General features: G+C 50.5%; 13 protein-coding genes and 1 other RNA gene. All 14 read left to right on the forward strand.

The annotated features are described in order from the left end of the window. Positions 1 to 97 precede the first annotated feature (97 nt). An RNA gene (rnpB, locus tag R3289_RS16115) (RNase P RNA component class A) lies at positions 98 to 479 on the forward strand. A 349-nt stretch (positions 480 to 828) separates the two neighbouring features. Next, entirely contained in the window at positions 829 to 1,776 is a 948-nt protein-coding gene (gene rsmH, locus R3289_RS16120; RefSeq protein WP_318926711.1) for a 16S rRNA (cytosine(1402)-N(4))-methyltransferase RsmH, read from the forward strand. Then, on the forward strand, positions 1,773 to 2,093 hold the full coding sequence (ftsL, locus tag R3289_RS16125; protein WP_318926712.1) for a cell division protein FtsL: 321 nt from the start codon (positions 1,773 to 1,775) through the stop codon (positions 2,091 to 2,093). Before rsmH ends, ftsL begins: the two co-directional genes overlap by 4 nt. 8 nt (positions 2,094 to 2,101) lie before the next feature. Beyond that, positions 2,102 to 3,871, forward strand: a complete 1,770-nt coding sequence (locus tag R3289_RS16130; protein ID WP_318926713.1) for a penicillin-binding transpeptidase domain-containing protein — start codon at positions 2,102 to 2,104, stop codon at positions 3,869 to 3,871. Beyond that, positions 3,858 to 5,435: a UDP-N-acetylmuramoyl-L-alanyl-D-glutamate--2,6-diaminopimelate ligase gene (gene murE, locus R3289_RS16135; RefSeq protein WP_318926714.1), complete on the forward strand. Its 1,578-nt coding sequence runs from the start codon at positions 3,858 to 3,860 to the stop codon at positions 5,433 to 5,435. The genes R3289_RS16130 and murE overlap by 14 nt, the downstream gene beginning before the upstream one ends. Then, entirely contained in the window at positions 5,432 to 6,817 is a 1,386-nt protein-coding gene (gene murF, locus R3289_RS16140; protein ID WP_318926715.1) for a UDP-N-acetylmuramoyl-tripeptide--D-alanyl-D-alanine ligase, read from the forward strand. The genes murE and murF overlap by 4 nt, the downstream gene beginning before the upstream one ends. Further along, positions 6,814 to 7,896: a phospho-N-acetylmuramoyl-pentapeptide-transferase gene (gene mraY / locus R3289_RS16145; protein ID WP_318926716.1), complete on the forward strand. Its 1,083-nt coding sequence runs from the start codon at positions 6,814 to 6,816 to the stop codon at positions 7,894 to 7,896. Before murF ends, mraY begins: the two co-directional genes overlap by 4 nt. Then, the gene (gene murD, locus R3289_RS16150; protein WP_318926717.1) at positions 7,897 to 9,240 is read left to right on the forward strand and encodes a UDP-N-acetylmuramoyl-L-alanine--D-glutamate ligase; all 1,344 of its coding nucleotides are present in this window, start codon (positions 7,897 to 7,899) and stop codon (positions 9,238 to 9,240) included. It abuts the gene before it with no gap. Beyond that, complete coding sequence (gene ftsW / locus R3289_RS16155) at positions 9,234 to 10,448, forward strand: cell division protein FtsW (protein ID WP_318926718.1); 1,215 nt, start codon at positions 9,234 to 9,236, stop codon at positions 10,446 to 10,448. Before murD ends, ftsW begins: the two co-directional genes overlap by 7 nt. Continuing rightward, positions 10,441 to 11,505 carry an undecaprenyldiphospho-muramoylpentapeptide beta-N-acetylglucosaminyltransferase gene (gene murG / locus R3289_RS16160; protein ID WP_318926719.1) on the forward strand — a complete coding sequence of 355 codons (1,065 nt, stop codon included), beginning with the start codon at positions 10,441 to 10,443 and terminating at the stop codon, positions 11,503 to 11,505. The genes ftsW and murG overlap by 8 nt, the downstream gene beginning before the upstream one ends. 15 nt (positions 11,506 to 11,520) lie before the next feature. Continuing rightward, on the forward strand, positions 11,521 to 12,981 hold the full coding sequence (gene murC / locus R3289_RS16165) for a UDP-N-acetylmuramate--L-alanine ligase (protein WP_318926720.1): 1,461 nt from the start codon (positions 11,521 to 11,523) through the stop codon (positions 12,979 to 12,981). A 246-nt stretch (positions 12,982 to 13,227) separates the two neighbouring features. Further along, positions 13,228 to 13,992: a cell division protein FtsQ/DivIB gene (locus R3289_RS16170; RefSeq protein ID WP_318926721.1), complete on the forward strand. Its 765-nt coding sequence runs from the start codon at positions 13,228 to 13,230 to the stop codon at positions 13,990 to 13,992. A gap of 12 nt (positions 13,993 to 14,004) precedes the next feature. Then, on the forward strand, positions 14,005 to 15,261 hold the full coding sequence (gene ftsA / locus R3289_RS16175) for a cell division protein FtsA (RefSeq protein WP_318926722.1): 1,257 nt from the start codon (positions 14,005 to 14,007) through the stop codon (positions 15,259 to 15,261). 33 nt (positions 15,262 to 15,294) lie between these two features. Further along, the gene (gene ftsZ, locus R3289_RS16180) at positions 15,295 to 16,488 is read left to right on the forward strand and encodes a cell division protein FtsZ (protein WP_318926723.1); all 1,194 of its coding nucleotides are present in this window, start codon (positions 15,295 to 15,297) and stop codon (positions 16,486 to 16,488) included. Positions 16,489 to 16,752 lie beyond the last annotated feature (264 nt).

The following is a 16,752-nucleotide window of genomic DNA, read 5'->3' on the forward strand; positions in this document are numbered from 1 at the left end:
CTCGATTCTGACTTTTTTGCTCTATTTTCGAGCGTTTTGGCTTCTTGTGGGATTTTTCGCTGGTAACCAGGCTCTGACTCTTATAATATCCGTCGCCGGAGTTGGCCAGGTAATCGCTGCTTCGTTGATGTCCTTAGGGAGACTGACGAAGGGGAGGAAAGTCCGGGCTCCAAAGGGCAGGGTGCCAGATAACGTCTGGGAGGCGCAAGCCTACGACCAGTGCAGCAGAGAGCAAACCGCCGATGACTCGCTTGCGAGAACAGGTAAGGGTGAAAGGGTGCGGTAAGAGCGCACCGCGCGGCTAGTAATAGTTCGTGGCACGGTAAACTCCACCCGGAGCAAGACCAAATAGGTCCCTAATGGCGCGGCCCGCGTTGGGGACGGGTAGGTTGCTTGAGCCTGTGAGCGATTGCAGGCCTAGAGGAATGATTACCACCGCGTAAGCGGTACAAAACCCGGCTTATAGGCCAACTCCCCTCTTTTAGAATAAAAGGTGGTGTTGATTTCTCTTGAGAAGTTAACATCGCCTTTTGTCGTTTATACAACCTAATGCCGATCTCGGTTGGTACAATATCGATATTCCACCCTAAAACTTGATCTTGCGGGGATCTCTGGCGCTAAATCCCCACCTCTCGCTTGACAACTTTTTTGTCTCATACGTACACTTTGTGACGGATTTTGTGGGAAATTGTGGTACAACTGCCCGTCATCATCATTATTGCGGCAATAACACGTTGAACGCGATATACAACTCCAGGCTAAGGCTGAGACAGAATTGTCCCTGTGCCTTAGTGAGCTTTCACTTTAGCTGAACCTTGAACCTATTTTATGTCTGAACAATTTGAGCACGTTTCCGTTTTACTCCATGAATCTGTTGATGGCTTAGCGATTAAGCCTGACGGTATTTATATCGATGGTACTTTTGGTCGCGGTGGCCACAGCCGTTTGATCCTGTCTAAATTAGGTGAAAACGGCCGGCTGTATGCTATCGACCGTGATCCACAAGCAATTGCTGAAGCTCAGAAAATCGATGATCCCCGTTTTACTATTATCCATGGTCCTTTTTCCGGAATGGCTCAATACATGGAAGAACGTGGCTTAATCGGTCGCGTTGATGGCGTTCTGTTGGATTTAGGGGTCTCTTCACCACAACTTGATGATGCCGAACGTGGCTTCAGCTTCATGCGTGATGGTCCGTTAGACATGCGTATGGATCCAACGTCTGGTATATCTGCTGCTGAATGGCTGGCAGAGGCAGAAGCTGATGACATTGCCTGGGTGCTTAAAGAGTTTGGTGAAGAACGTTTTGCTAAACGCATTGCACGCGGCATTGTTGAACATCGAGAAAATCCAGAAAAAGAACCGCTGACACGTACCAAGCACTTGGCATCCCTGATTGCAGAAGTATCACCGTTTAGAGATAAGCATAAACATCCGGCAACCCGTAGCTTCCAGGCGATCCGTATTTATATTAATAGTGAACTGGAAGAGATTGAAATTGCACTAAATGGTGCGATGAAGGTGCTGGCACCACAAGGTCGTTTATCGGTGATCAGTTTCCACTCGCTAGAAGATCGCATGGTTAAACGTTTCATGCGTAAACATAGCAAGGGACCGGATGTACCTGCAGGTTTACCCTTAACGGAAGATCAAATTAAAGCGTTAGGTTCTGCCAGTCTAAAGCTTGCCAGTAAAGCTATTAAGCCATCTAAAAATGAATTAGGTGATAACACGCGTGCCCGTAGTTCAGTCTTACGTCTTGCTGAGCGTTTATGACTCAAGATCCTGAATTATCGTCTAATCTTGCTCACCTGATCGCCCGTGATATCGTGTCGGTCGGGCGTGTTCCTGCGATTTTATCGGTTTTTATTCTGATTTCAGCCCTTGCAGTGGTGTATATCACGCACCAGTCGCGTCAGCTGATCGCGCAGCAAGAGCTGCTGCTAATTGAGCGTGACCAGCTTGATATTGAATGGCGAAACCAAATTTTAGAAGAGAATTCATTAGCGGAGCATAGTCGTGTGGAGCGGTTGGCAGAAACCGAGCTGGAGATGAAGCGACCTTCTGCGAGCAGCGAAATCGTTGTGCATTAATCATATTTATGAAATTTCTTAAGCGTCCTCAAACTAAAAATCAACGTCGCCATGAAGCGCCACCGGTATTTATCCCGTGGCGCTTTGGTGTTATATGCGGGTTTGTTGCTCTCGCCTTGTTCGCACTGGTTGGCCGTGCGGCCTATATCCAGGTGCTGGAACCGGGCCGGCTCATTCAGGAAGGGGATTTGCGTTCGTTACGCGTCAAAGCAATGCCTTCTGCCCGAGGAATGATTTCTGACCGTAACGAAGAGCAACTTGCCGTCAGTGTACCGGTTCAGGCTATTTGGGCTGATCCGGTCCAGATCTACAAAACCGGCGGTATTCAAGAGGTTCAGCGGTGGCATGCCTTAGCGGATGTGCTGGGGGCCGACCGCCAGGAATTACTCTCCCGCCTCGAGAAAAATAAAAATCGCCGTTTTATCTACCTGCAACGTCAGGTCAGCCCTGCAATGGCAGCCTATGTCAGTAAGTTAAAGCTGCCCGGTATTGGCCTGAAAGATGAATCCCGCCGTTTTTATCCTGCAGGCGAAGTGAGCGCACACATTATCGGGGTAACCGGCATCGACAGCCATGGCCTGGAAGGTGTCGAGCGTACCTACGATGGCTGGCTGACGGGTGAGCCGGGGCGTCGTACCGTGAGGAAAGATCGCTACGGGCGTGTAGTCGAGAATATTTCACTGCAAAAGCGTGAGCCGGGTAAACCGTTGGTGCTGAGTATTGACCAGCGTTTGCAGGCTGTCGCGTATCGTGCGGTGAAGCAAGCGGTTGTGGATTACCGGGCGACGTCAGCGTCAGTGGTGATGGTTGATGTCCGAACCGGTGAGATCCTGGCGATGGTGAACGCACCGTCTTACAATCCCAATAACCGCAGTCAGTTACAAAGTTACCGGATGCGTAACCGCGCCATTACGGATGCCATGGAGCCGGGTTCGACCATTAAACCGTTTGTGGTGTTGGCGGCGATGGAAAATGGGACGGCTGATGAAAACACCATTATCAATACCGGTAACGGCATCTTTCAAATCGGTGGTAGCCGTGTACGGGATGTCTCCAGAGTCGGTAAGGCTGACCTGGCGAAGATTTTGAGAAAATCCAGTAATATCGGTGTAAGTAAGCTGTCACTGGCGATGCCGGTTGATGCTCTATTAGGGATGTACAGCAGTGTCGGCTTAGGGGATGAGTCAGGTATTAACTTAATCGGCGAGGCGATGGGATTTTTCCCCGATCGACGTCGCTGGTCTGATTTTGAACGTGCGACACTGGCATTTGGCTACGGGATTTCCGTCACGCCGATCCAATTGGTTCGGGCCTACGCCACGCTGGGTGCGCTTGGGGTAAACCGCCCGCTGTCGATTTTGAAAACAGAAGATGTCGTGCCAGGCCGTCAGGTAGTGTCGGCTGAAAATACCCGTAAGCTACTTAATATGCTGGAAGAAGTGACGCATGCCGGAGGGAGCGCCAAACGTGCGGCGGTGCCGGGTTACCGTGTCGGCGCGAAAACGGGAACGGCCAAAAAAGCCGCGGCAGGCGGTTATAGCGACGAGTATGTGGCGATGACTGCCGGGCTTGCCCCTATCAGTAATCCCCGCCTGGCGATGGTGGTGGTGGTGAATGAGCCTCAGGGCGATCAGTATTACGGCGGGGCCATCGCCGCGCCGATCTTCTCTGAAGTCATGGGCAGTGCCCTTCAAATATTAAATGTCCCGCCGGATGCCGGTACGGGAGATCAGTTAAATATCGTTCATAACAAGGGCAATATGCATGGTGATACCTAGTCAGAACCGTAAGATAGGAGTGTTGTTGTCTCCGCTGTTTTCAAACTTATGGTTTTCAAAATTACGGCTTTCCAAATTGTCTTTACCTCAATCGCTGGCTGAACTTGAGGTCAATAGCCTGACCTTAGATAGCCGAAAGGTGCAGGCCGGCGGTCTGTTTGTGGCGATAAACGGTCATGCGGCTGATGGCCGCCGCTTTATCCCTGCGGCAATAGATGCAGGGGCGAGTGTTGTACTGGCAGAAGCCGATGGTATCGCGGACCATGGCGATATCGTCGAGCAAGCGGGTACCTTCATCATTTATGTTGCCAATCTCGGCTCACAGCTTTCTGCTCTTGCCGGTCGTTTTTATGGTCAGCCTGACAGCCGGTTAACGCTGATTGCCGTGACCGGTACTAATGGCAAAACCACCATCAGCCAGCTGCTGGCCCAGTGGGCCGATTTGCTTGATTATAAGTCTGGCGTGATGGGAACAACCGGCAATGGTTTACTGAACCAGTTGGAACCCGCCGCCAATACCACGGGCAGCGCCATTGAAATTCAGCAAGTGCTGGCCGAACTGGTGGCGCAGGGCGCGAATTTGGCAGCGATGGAGATCTCTTCCCATGGCTTGGTCCAGAGTCGGGTGAGGGCTCTGAATTTTAGCGCCAGTATTTTTACCAACCTGAGCCGTGATCATCTTGATTATCATGGTGATATGGCCAGTTATGCCGACGCCAAGAAAAGCTTGTTTACTGAGCATAATACTGGCATCCCGGTGATTAATGCTGATGATGAAACGGGCCGGGCCTGGCTGTCAGAGCTGCCGGATGCCGTCGCTGTTGCGACAGAGAAAGCATCGATTGCTGGGCATCAAGGACTGGCGTTATGGCTTACCGATGTAACGTACAGTACCCAGGGCGTGAGTATCGCGTTTGACTCTTGCTGGGGACAAGGACACTTTACCGCGCCGCTGGTCGGATCGTTTAATGTCTCCAATCTATTACTGGCTCTTGCCGCGTTATTAGCATTAGGCCACCCCCTAGCCCGGCTAGTTGCGACAGCACCAAAGTTACAAGCTGTGATGGGGCGGATGGAAGTTTTTCAAAGATCTGACAAAGCAATGGTTGTTGTTGATTATGCTCATACCCCTGATGCACTGGAAAAAGCCCTGCAGGCTTTACGGGTCCATTGTCGCGGTAAATTGTGGTGCATTTTCGGTTGTGGCGGCGATCGTGACAGCGGTAAGCGCCCGATGATGGCACAAGTGGCTGAACGTTTGGCCGATCATATTATTCTGACCGATGACAACCCGCGCAGCGAAGATCCGGCGATCATCGTTGCGGATATGCTGCGGGGATTATGCCAGCCGGAAATGGCAACGGTGATCCATGATCGCAAAGCGGCGTGCCAGCAGGCGCTGGAGCAAGCCGATGCCGATGATATTGTCTTGCTGGCAGGGAAAGGCCATGAGGATTATCAAATTCTGGCCGATCGCACTATCTATTATTCTGACCGTGAAACGGTACAAGCCCTGCTGATGGAAAACGAAGGTTCAGATAAAACTAACGGGGAAAACGCATGATCGAGGTTCAGCTAACACAACTGGCTGACATTCTGGAGGCAGAGCTGATTGGTTGCGATACCAGAATTGCCGAGGTATCAACGGATACCCGGAGTATAACGGGTGAGACGTTATTTATCGCCCTGAAAGGCGAACGTTTTGATGCCCATGATTTTTGTCAGAGTGCCATGGATAACGGTGCCGCGTCGCTATTAGTGAGTCGTCACTTACCTGTTGGCTTACCACAACTGGTCGTCAAAGATACTCGTATTGCGCTGGGCCAGCTAGCTGCCTGGCTGAAACAGACCATGCAGCAAGAGCAGGGGCTGAAGACATTAGCGCTGACCGGCAGCTGTGGAAAAACCACAGTGAAAGAGATGGCGGCAGCGATTTTAAGCCAGAAAGGCAAAGTACTGGCCACGGCGGGTAATTTTAATAATGACATCGGTGTTCCGCTGACCTTGTTGCGACTGACCCCTGAGCACCAATATGCGGTGATTGAGCTGGGTGCCAACCATCAGCATGAGATTGCTTACACCACCAATCTGGTCAAGCCTCAGGTTGCCTTGGTCAATAACCTGGCGGAAGCACACCTTGAAGGTTTCGGCTCCTTGGCGGGAGTTGCCAGGGCCAAAGGTGAAATATTTGAAGGCTTAGCGGCGCAGCCTCACGGGGCACCAGCAACCGCGATTATTAATCTGGACTCTAACGAACGGGCAATGTGGCAGCCGTTATTGGCTGAACATCAGGTTTTAACCTTCTCGATCACTCAATCTGGTGCCGATCTCTCAGCAACTGACATATTTATTAACTCTGATGGGCTCGCTTGTTTTACAATGCGCACCCCTGAAGGCGAAACTGAGATCACATTAACGTTAGCGGGCACTCACAATGTGGCAAATGCCCTGGCCGCGGCGGCGTTAACAATGGCAACGGGGGCAACTCTGGCACAAGTCAAAGCGGGTCTGGAGCAGGTGGAAAACGTTAAAGGGCGGGTGGAAGTCAGCCAGCCACGTGACGGATTGCGCCTGATTGATGATACCTATAATGCGAGTGTCGCTTCGGTTAAAGCCGCGATTGATCTTCTGGCGTCGTTTAAGGGACAACGCTGGTTCATTTTAGGTGATATGGCTGAGCTGGGTGAAGACAGTGACAAACTGCACCGTGAGATTGCCGAGTATGCAAGCCGCAAAAGCTTGGATCAGGTGCTGACCTACGGCCGTGCCAGTGCTGTCGTTAGCCAGATGAACCAGGGACAACATTTTGAAGACAAGTCAGCATTGATCCAATTGTTGACAGAGCAGCTTAATCCCCAGCACCCAGAGATAACGGTGCTGGTAAAAGGAGCACGTAGTTCCCGAATGGAAGAAGTTATTGCCGCATTGCAGGAAAACACACAATGATTTACTGGTTAGCCGACTTATTAGAGTCCTCTTTTCCTTTTTTCCGCCTGTTTGAATATTTGACGTTTCGGGCAATCGTCAGTGTCCTGACGGCACTGATCCTGTCTCTGTGGATGGGACCTCGGCTTATCGCCCGTTTGCAAATACTGCAAATTGGCCAGGTAGTACGTAATGACGGCCCTGAGTCTCACTTCAGCAAGCGTGGTACGCCAACCATGGGCGGTATCATGATCCTGGCAGCGATCACGATCACGGTTTTATTATGGGCTGATCTATCCAACCCTTATGTCTGGGCGGTATTAACCGTCATGCTGGGTTACGGTGTGGTTGGCTTTGTCGATGATTACCGTAAAGTGGTGCGCAAGAATACCGATGGGCTGGTTGCTCGCTGGAAGTACTTCTGGCAGTCCGTGATTGCTTTTGTGGTCGCTTTTGCGCTGTATGTATACGGTAAAGATACTGTTGCAACGCAACTGGTGGTGCCGTTCTTCAAAGACGTGATGCCTCAGCTTGGTCTGTTTTATATTGTCTTCACCTATTTCGTGATCGTGGGCACCAGCAATGCGGTGAACCTGACCGACGGCCTTGACGGCCTGGCGATTATGCCGACGGTAATGGTTGCTGCGGGCATGGCATTTATTGCCTGGGCGACCGGCAACGTCAATTTTGCCAACTACTTGCATATTCCTTATCTGAAGGATGCCAGTGAGCTGGTGGTCGTGTGTACCGCGATTGTCGGAGCCGGACTCGGTTTCCTCTGGTTTAATACCTATCCGGCTCAGGTGTTTATGGGCGATGTCGGTTCTCTGGCGCTGGGTGGCGCTCTGGGTACGATTGCGGTGCTGGTACGCCAGGAGTTGCTGCTGGTTATCATGGGCGGGGTGTTCGTGATGGAAACTGTGTCGGTGATCCTGCAGGTGGGCTCTTACAAATTGCGAGGTCAGCGGATCTTCCGTATGGCGCCGATCCATCACCACTATGAACTGAAAGGCTGGCCGGAACCTCGTGTTATCGTTCGTTTCTGGATCATTACATTAATGTTGGTATTGATTGCCCTGGCAACGCTAAAGGTACGCTAAATGAATGGCTTAGACGGTGTGAAAAAGGTAGTCGTCATCGGGTTGGGAATGACCGGCCTGTCGGTGGTTAATCATCTGCTGCGTCAATCTGGCGAACGCGATATCAAAGTGATTGATACCCGGATCGCACCGCCTGGGCAAGATAAGTTGTCTGCGAGCGTGGAGTTATGCTCCGGGCAGTGGAACATGGATTGGTTATTAGCCGCCGATCTGATTGTTGTCAGTCCGGGCATTGCCCTGGCCACGCCAGAACTGCAGGCAGCCGCTGCCGCAGGGATTGAGATCGTTGGCGATATCGAGCTATTTGCACGGGCCGTAACCCAGCCTGTTGTCGCGATTACCGGATCAAATGGCAAGAGTACCGTTACCAGCCTGGTCGGCGAGATGGCCAAAGAAGCCGGCATTAACGTCGGTGTGGGAGGCAATATCGGCTTTGCTGCTCTGGATATGCTGGCACAAGAACATGATTTGTATGTATTAGAGTTATCCAGCTTTCAGCTGGAGACGACCTCATCACTGCAACTTAAAGCCGCGGTCTATCTTAATTTGTCAGAAGATCACATGGATCGCTACCAGGGGCTGGATGATTACAGCCAGGCAAAGCTGCGGATCTTTAACCATACGGATTTGGCTATCTATAACCGTGATGATCTGGCGACCCGTCCCCGGGATTATACCCATCCGATGACCAGTTTTGGTTTTGACGCCGAAGAATACGGTCTCAAACTGGATCAGGGTGAAGAATATTTAGCGATTGCCGGTCAATCGCAGATAAAAGTCCGCGATATTGCGCTAGTCGGTCGTCATAATGTAGCCAACAGCCTGGCCGCCCTGGCATTGGCAGACGCGGTTAATATTGATCGTCAGGCGGCTTGCCGCGCTTTGAAAAACTATACCGGGCTGTCACACCGCTGTCAGCTAGTGGTTAATCAGCATGGAGTGCAATGGGTCAATGACTCTAAGGCAACCAACCTGGCCAGTACGCTGGCGGCGCTGAAGGGGCTGAACTTATCGGGCCGGCTGCACCTGTTAGTGGGTGGGGACGGGAAAGGGGCTGATTTTTCTGAACTAAAGCCCGTTCTGGCTGACTTAAATGTACAGCTGTACTGTTTTGGCCGTGATGGTCATATTTTTGCGTCTCTGGTTGCAGCGCCGGTTTGTGTCGAAACGATGGCACAAGCGATGGACATCGCCGCAAAGGCGGCACAGGCGGGTGATATGATCTTGTTGTCGCCGGCATGCGCCAGCTTGGATCAGTTTCCTAACTTCATGGCACGTGGGGATGCGTTTATCGAACGGGCGAAAGTCCTGCAGCATCACGTAGTCGGAGCAACGGCATGCTAAGACAAGCCAGAGACGGCATGTTATCGGTGAGTGACTGGTTAACCAAACCGTCAGCGCCTTGCATGTATGACCGTCAGCTGGTGTGGATAGCCCTGGCCTTGATGATGACGGGCCTGGTGATCGTCACCTCAGCTTCCGTGCCAGTGGCTACCCGTCTGACCGATATCCCTTTTTATTTTGCCTTGCGTCACGGTTTCTTTCTGATTTGTTCACTGGTAATTGCCGCCTTTATCGTCCAGGTACCGCTGGATCGCTGGCGCCAGCTCAGTGTGCCGATGTTGCTGGTGTCAATCTTCCTTCTGATCGCGGTACTGATGGTCGGCCGTTCGGTGAATGGTGCATCGCGCTGGATCCCGCTAGGGATTTTCAACCTGCAGCCAGCGGAAGTGGCGAAGCTATCGCTATTTATTTTTCTAGCCGGTTATCTGGTTCGTCAATACAGCCAGGTACGAGAGAGTTTTTTTGGCTTTATTAAGCCGTTAGTCGTCTTGGGTATTTTGGCTGTATTGTTGCTGCAGCAACCAGATTTAGGTTCCTTTGTCGTGATGTTTGTCACGACCGTTGGCATGTTGTTTATTGCCGGGGCCAAGTTATGGCAATTTCTGGCAATGATTGCGACCGCGTTACTGGGTATCGGGGTTTTGATTGTGTTCGAGCCCTACCGGATGCGTCGTGTCACATCCTTTTTGGATCCGTGGGAAGACCCGTTTGGCAGTGGTTACCAGCTGACTCAGTCATTAATGGCCTTTGGCCGTGGCGAGTGGCTGGGACAGGGGCTGGGTAACTCGATTCAAAAACTGGAGTACCTGCCAGAGGCGCATACCGACTTTGTGTTTGCGGTGCTGGCTGAAGAGCTGGGGCTGATCGGAGTCACGATTGTACTGATACTGATTTTCGCCCTGGTATTTAAGGCGCTGTTTATTGGCCGTAAATGTTTACAGTCAGAACAGCTGTTCGGTGGCTTTCTGGCATTTGGCTTTGGTTTCTGGTTCGCATTTCAGTCTTTGGTCAATGTCGGCGCAGCAGCCGGTATGGTGCCGACCAAAGGCCTGACATTACCCTTGATCAGTTATGGTGGCTCAAGTTTATTTATTATGGCCGCCGCGGTCGCTATTTTGCTACGCATCGACCATGAGCAGCGGCTGGTAGCGAAATACGGACCTGAAGAGTCAGAACAATCGGATGACGAAAAGACCAACGATGAATAAGAATAAACGTTTATTAGTGATGGCTGGTGGTACTGGTGGCCATGTATTTCCGGGATTGGCTGTCGCGAAGGAATTACAACAAGAAGGCTGGGAAATTCGCTGGCTGGGTACTGCCGACCGCATGGAAGCAGACTTGGTGCCTAAAAATGGGATTGAGATCGACTTCATTAAAGTGAAAGGCTTACGTGGTCAGGGCGTGATGCGTTTGTTAGCTGCGCCCTTTAAGATTGTTGGTGCGATTCTGCAAGCAAGAAAACACATTAAAGCCTGGCAACCCGATGTCGTACTTGGCATGGGCGGTTATGTCAGCGGTCCCGGTGGCGTTGCGGCCTGGCTCTCAGGTATCCCCATAGTATTGCACGAGCAGAATGCCGTGGCAGGGTTAACCAACCAGTGGTTATCTCGGATCGCGACAACCGTTTTGCAGGCATTTCCCGGCGCGTTTGCCAATAAAGAGGTGGTTGGTAATCCCGTCCGTCAAGATGTGACGGCGCTGGCAAGCCCTCAAGAACGTTTTGCTGGCCGTCAAGGCCCGGTACGTATTCTTGTTATGGGCGGAAGCCAGGGAGCACGTATCCTGAATCAGACACTGCCTGAAGTTGCCGGTTTATTAGGCGATAAGGTGACTATCTGGCATCAGGCCGGGAAAGGAAGTCAGGCTGAAACCGAGCAAGCTTATGCCGCCCAAACCGACAGGACTCATAAAGTCACCGAGTTTATTGATGATATCGCGGCAGCATATGCCTGGGCGGATGTTGTGGTGTGCCGTTCCGGTGCGTTGACGGTTTCAGAGTTGTCGGCAGCCGGAGTCGGGGCGATTTTCGTTCCTTTCATGCATAAAGATCGCCAGCAGGCATTAAATGCCGCTCATCTGGTACAGGGTGGTGCCGCTAAAATGATTGAGCAGGCGGATTTAACCGCCGCGGGCTTAGCGGCAGAATTAAACCAATTAGATCGTCGTACACTTGAGAAAATGGCAAGTGCAGCACGGGATGCAGCGATTGTTGATGCTGACGTTCGGGTGGCGGGCGTGATCAAATCGCTAGCAACAAAATAAGATGAGAACAGAGTGATGAGTAAACTGGATAACCAGCAATTAGCAAAAATCAGAACCATGGTGCCAGAGATGCGCCGCGTTGAGCGTATTCACTTTGTTGGAATTGGTGGTGCCGGGATGAGCGGCATCGCAGAAGTATTAGTGAATGAAGGTTATCGTATTAGCGGGTCAGATCTTGCCCCGAACGCCGTGACCGATAGCCTGACGGGCAAAGGTGCTGAAATATTTTTTGGCCATGCGGCTGAAAATGTCACCGGCGTCAGCGTGGTTGTGGTCTCGACCGCGATAGCACAGGATAACCCTGAGCTGGTTGCCGCAAGGGAACAGCGTATTCCGGTGGTACGCCGGGCAGAGATGCTGGCAGAGCTGATGCGCTACCGTCATGGTATTGCAGTTGCCGGAACCCATGGTAAAACCACGACCACCGCTTTGCTGACCCAAATTTATTCTGAAGCCGGCCTCGACCCGACTTTTGTTAATGGGGGGTTGGTAAAGAGTGCGGGTACCAATGCCCGTTTAGGCTGTAGTCGTTACCTGATTGCGGAAGCGGATGAGAGTGATGCGTCATTCTTGCATCTGCAGCCGATGGTATCGATTGTCACCAATATTGAAGCTGATCATATGGATACCTATGGCGGCGATTTTGAAGTGTTAAAGCAGACATTTATCGATTTTCTCCATAACCTGCCATTTTATGGTTTGGCGGTGATGTGTATCGATGATCCTGTAGTTCGTGAGCTGTTACCCAAAATTGGACGCCAAATCATCACATATGGTTTTTCTGATGATGCTGATGTGCGCATAGTTGATTATAATCAGCAAGGCCAACAGGGCTATTTTTCAATTTTACGCAAAGGAAAACCTAGCCTTAACGTAAAATTGAATGTTCCGGGTAAGCACAATGCGCTCAATGCAACGGCGGCAGTGGCCGTGGCAACAGAAGAAGGCGTCAATGATGACGCGATTGTTCACGCATTGGCAGAGTTTCAGGGAACAGGACGTCGTTTTGACCATCTGGGCGAATTTGAAACAGGTAATGGCTCGGTCATGCTGGTTGATGACTATGGTCACCATCCAAGTGAAGTCGATGTGACGATTCAGGCTGCCCGTGCTGGCTGGCAAGAGAAGCGTCTGGTCATGGTTTTTCAGCCGCATCGATACAGCCGTACCCGGGATCTGTATGATGATTTTGCCAATGTATTGGAACAGGTTGACGTGTTGCTGATGCTGGATGTCTATTCGGCCGGTGAAACACCGATTGCTGGGGCCGATGGACGCGCACTGTGCAGAACGATTCGGGGACGAGGCAAAATTGATCCGATTTTTGTACCGACAATCGATGGATTGCCGGCGGCACTGGCTAATATTATTCAAAATGATGATTTAGTTCTGACACAAGGTGCCGGCGATGTGGGTAAAATTGCCCGCCAATTGGCAGACATGAAGCTGGATATTACTGAAATGAGAGGCAAATAGTCTTTTAGGCAGGTGCGGCGCTGGAAATGCCAGCATTATTATTTGTGCGCTTTGCTACTGTTTTTGTGGGTTTTATTACCGTCAGCATGGAATAAGCATCAGGTTATGCAATGAAAACGTCAACAATAGTTGGAGAGCAACGAGTTGGTCGGTATAATCGCTCAACTTTGCTTAGTGTTACCTGGTAGCCCCATGATTTACAGATTGGCAATATTGGCTGGTTAGGTAAGGGTAAGCAGACAAAATATGGCTGAAGCAGTCGTAAAAAGAGTAAGCTATTTTTCACCTTCAGTTGTTAGCAGACACTGGGGGGGATTGGCATTTTTTCTTTTTGTCATTGGTTTTACCGTATGGTTGATCAGTGCCACGATGAACTGGATGACAGACGCAAACCGTTTGCCTCTGTCTCAACTGGTCATTCAAGGCGAACTCGATTACCTGAGCACCGAAGATGTCCGTCAGGCGATTTTGCAGCTTGATCATCTGGGTAGTTTTATGACTCAGGATGTCGATGACATGCAGGCAATATTAGAGTCGTTACCTTGGGTGGCACGTGCATCAGTACGTAAGCAGTGGCCAGATACAGTAAAAGTGTTTCTTGTTGAGCATCAACCTGCTGCGGTCTGGAATGACGAGCATCTGGTTAATCAGCAAGGTGTGGTTTTTGCCGCGCAAGCACAACAGGTGGCTGATTTAGGGTTGGCTCATCTGACAGGACCTGATAAAAATAGTCAGGAAGTGCTTGCTGCGTTGCGTGAAATGCAACCAAGATTACAGCTTGCGGGCTTTGAAATTGATACGCTTGCATTAAACGAGCGACGATCCTGGCGAGTATGGCTGACCAATGGAACTCGGCTTGAACTGGGTCGAGAGGCCCGGATGGAGCGCCTGGAGCGCTTTATATGGCTTTATCCTGACTTAGAACAGCAGGATAAGGCGATAGAGTACGTAGACTTGCGCTATGATACTGGCGCAGCTGTGGGTTGGAAAATTGTTCCTGAACAAGAATAAGAGCGTGCGCTAATGACTAAGGCGGCAGATAAAAAACTCATAGTTGGCCTTGATATCGGCACCTCCAAAGTCTGTGCTTTGGTTGGAGAAGTGCTTCCTGATGGCCATGTAAATGTCATTGGGGTCGGCAGCAGCCCGTCACGTGGAATGGATAAAGGTGGGGTCAATGATCTTGAATCCGTCGTCAAATCGGTTCAGCGTGCGGTTGATCAAGCGGAACTGATGGCAGATTGCCAAATCTCTTCCGTGTATTTGTCGTTATCAGGCAAACATATTCGTTGTCAAACAGAAAAAGGTATGGTGCCTATTTCTGACAAAGAGGTAAGCCAAGATGACGTCGATAATGTTATCCATACGGCGAAATCGGTAAAAATTAGCGATGAACACCGAACTTTACATGTAATTCCTCAGGAATTTGCTATTGATTATCAGGAAGGCATAAAAAACCCGGTTGGTTTATCGGGGGTCCGGATGGAAGCCAGTGTTCATCTGATCACTTGTCACAACGACATGGCGCGTAATATCGTGAAAGCGGTTGAGCGTTGTGGGTTGAAAGTCGATCACCTTATTTTTTCTGGTCTGGCTGCCAGCTATGCCGTGCTCACCGCAGATGAACGTGAGCTGGGTGTTTGCGTGGTCGATATCGGTGGTGGAACCATGGATCTTGCGGTCTGGTCTGGTGGCGCATTACGCCATGCAGAAGTGATTCCGTATGCCGGTAATGTTGTCACCAGCGACATTGCTTACGCATTTGGTACGCCGCCAGGCGACGCAGAAGAGATCAAAGTGAAATACGGCTGTGCACTGAGTGAATTGGTAAGTAAAGATGCCAAGGTTGATGTCCCTAGTGTGGGAGGTCGCCCTTCACGAAGTTTACAAAGTCAGACTTTAGCGGAAGTGATAGAGCCTCGATACAGTGAATTACTGGGGCTGGTTAATCACAAGCTAGTCGAAATACAGGATCAACTGCGAGATGCGGGTGTAAAACATCATTTGGCGGCCGGTATTGTCTTAACAGGCGGTGCCGCGCAGATTGAAGGCTTGATTGAGTGTGCTGAGCGGGTTTTCCGCAATCAGGTACGTATCGGTCAGCCCTTGGAGCTAAGTGGTTTAACTGATTATGTTCAGGCGCCGCATTTTGCGACAGCAGTAGGTTTACTGCATTACGGAAAGGACAGTCAGGCATTTGATGACAGTGAACTGGAACCTAAACGCTCGGTTTCAGGAATATTCACTAAAATCAGTGGCTGGCTAAGAAAAGAATTTTAACCCTGATGCGAACAGGATGAACGGAGAGAACAAATGTTTGAACCGATGATGGAAATGTCTGATGAAGCGGTAATTAAGGTCATTGGCGTTGGCGGCGGCGGCGGTAATGCAGTCGATCACATGGTACGTGAGTCTATTGAAGGTGTTCAGTTCATCAGTGTAAATACTGATGCTCAGGCACTTCGTAAAACCAGTGTTAGCACGGTTATCCAGATTGGTGGAGACATCACTAAAGGTCTGGGAGCAGGGGCAAACCCACAGGTGGGTCGTGATTCTGCGCTTGAAGATCGCGAGGCGATTAAAGCGGCGCTTGACGGTTCTGACATGATATTCATCGCAGCCGGTATGGGCGGCGGCACCGGTACTGGTGCGGCTCCTATTATTGCTGAAGTGGCGAAAGAACTCGGTATTCTGACCGTCGCTGTTGTGACTAAGCCATTTAGCTTTGAAGGCAAAAAGCGGATGGCTTTCGCGGAACAAGGTATCGAAGAGCTTTCTAAGCACGTCGATTCCCTGATTACGATTCCGAATGAAAAGCTACTGAAAGTATTAGGTCGTGGTATCACTCTGTTAGACGCATTTGCGAAAGCCAATGATGTCTTGAAAAATGCCGTACAAGGTATTGCGGAGCTGATCACTCGTCCTGGTATGATCAACGTCGACTTTGCTGATGTGCGTACTGTGATGTCAGAAATGGGCCACGCGATGATGGGTAGCGGTGTCGCTACCGGTGATGATCGTGCTGAAGAAGCGGCAGAAATGGCGATTTCAAGTCCGCTATTGGAAGACATCGATCTTGCGGGTGCTCGTGGCGTCTTGGTTAACATTACTGCTGGTCTGGATATGCGTCTTGATGAGTTTGAAACTGTGGGTAACACAGTGAAAGCTTTTGCATCTGACAACGCAACGGTCGTTATCGGTACTTCACTTGATCCTGATATGAGTGATGAACTACGCGTAACGGTAGTCGCAACAGGCATTGGTAAAGAATCCAAGCCGGATATTACCTTGGTAACGACGTCGAAACCCGTTCAGGCCGTGCAGCAGGAAAAATCAGCGGTATCGGTTCAAGCGCCAAAGACTGCACCGCTTTCTCAGCCATCTGCGGCAGTAGAGAGTAGCAGTGTTCAGCCGTCTTCATCGACGGCGGCGGCACAAAAATCTAAGCCTCAAGCTGAGCATGACTACCTTGATATTCCAGCATTTTTACGTAAGCAAGCAGACTGATTTTCAGTGAACGGTCGGTAAGATTATTTTGGGTTGTTCAGACCGCTGTGATGTTGTTCAGACGCGAGACGAGAGTGCAGAGTTTATAATGATAGATGAGCACTTTCGTTACCGTTAATGAGCGATTTTCGTTAAGCACTGGAGAGCTGAAAGTAAATTGTTTGGGTTATATCTGGATATATGGTATGATTTCTGCCCATTTTCTTTATGTAACAGGTCGTTATGTAACAGAGGAATGGGCGGATTAGTAGTCTGGAGAAGACA

Origin of the sequence: Photobacterium sp. (genome assembly GCF_033720175.1) — a bacterium.
Lineage (GTDB): Bacteria > Pseudomonadota > Gammaproteobacteria > Enterobacterales > Vibrionaceae > Photobacterium.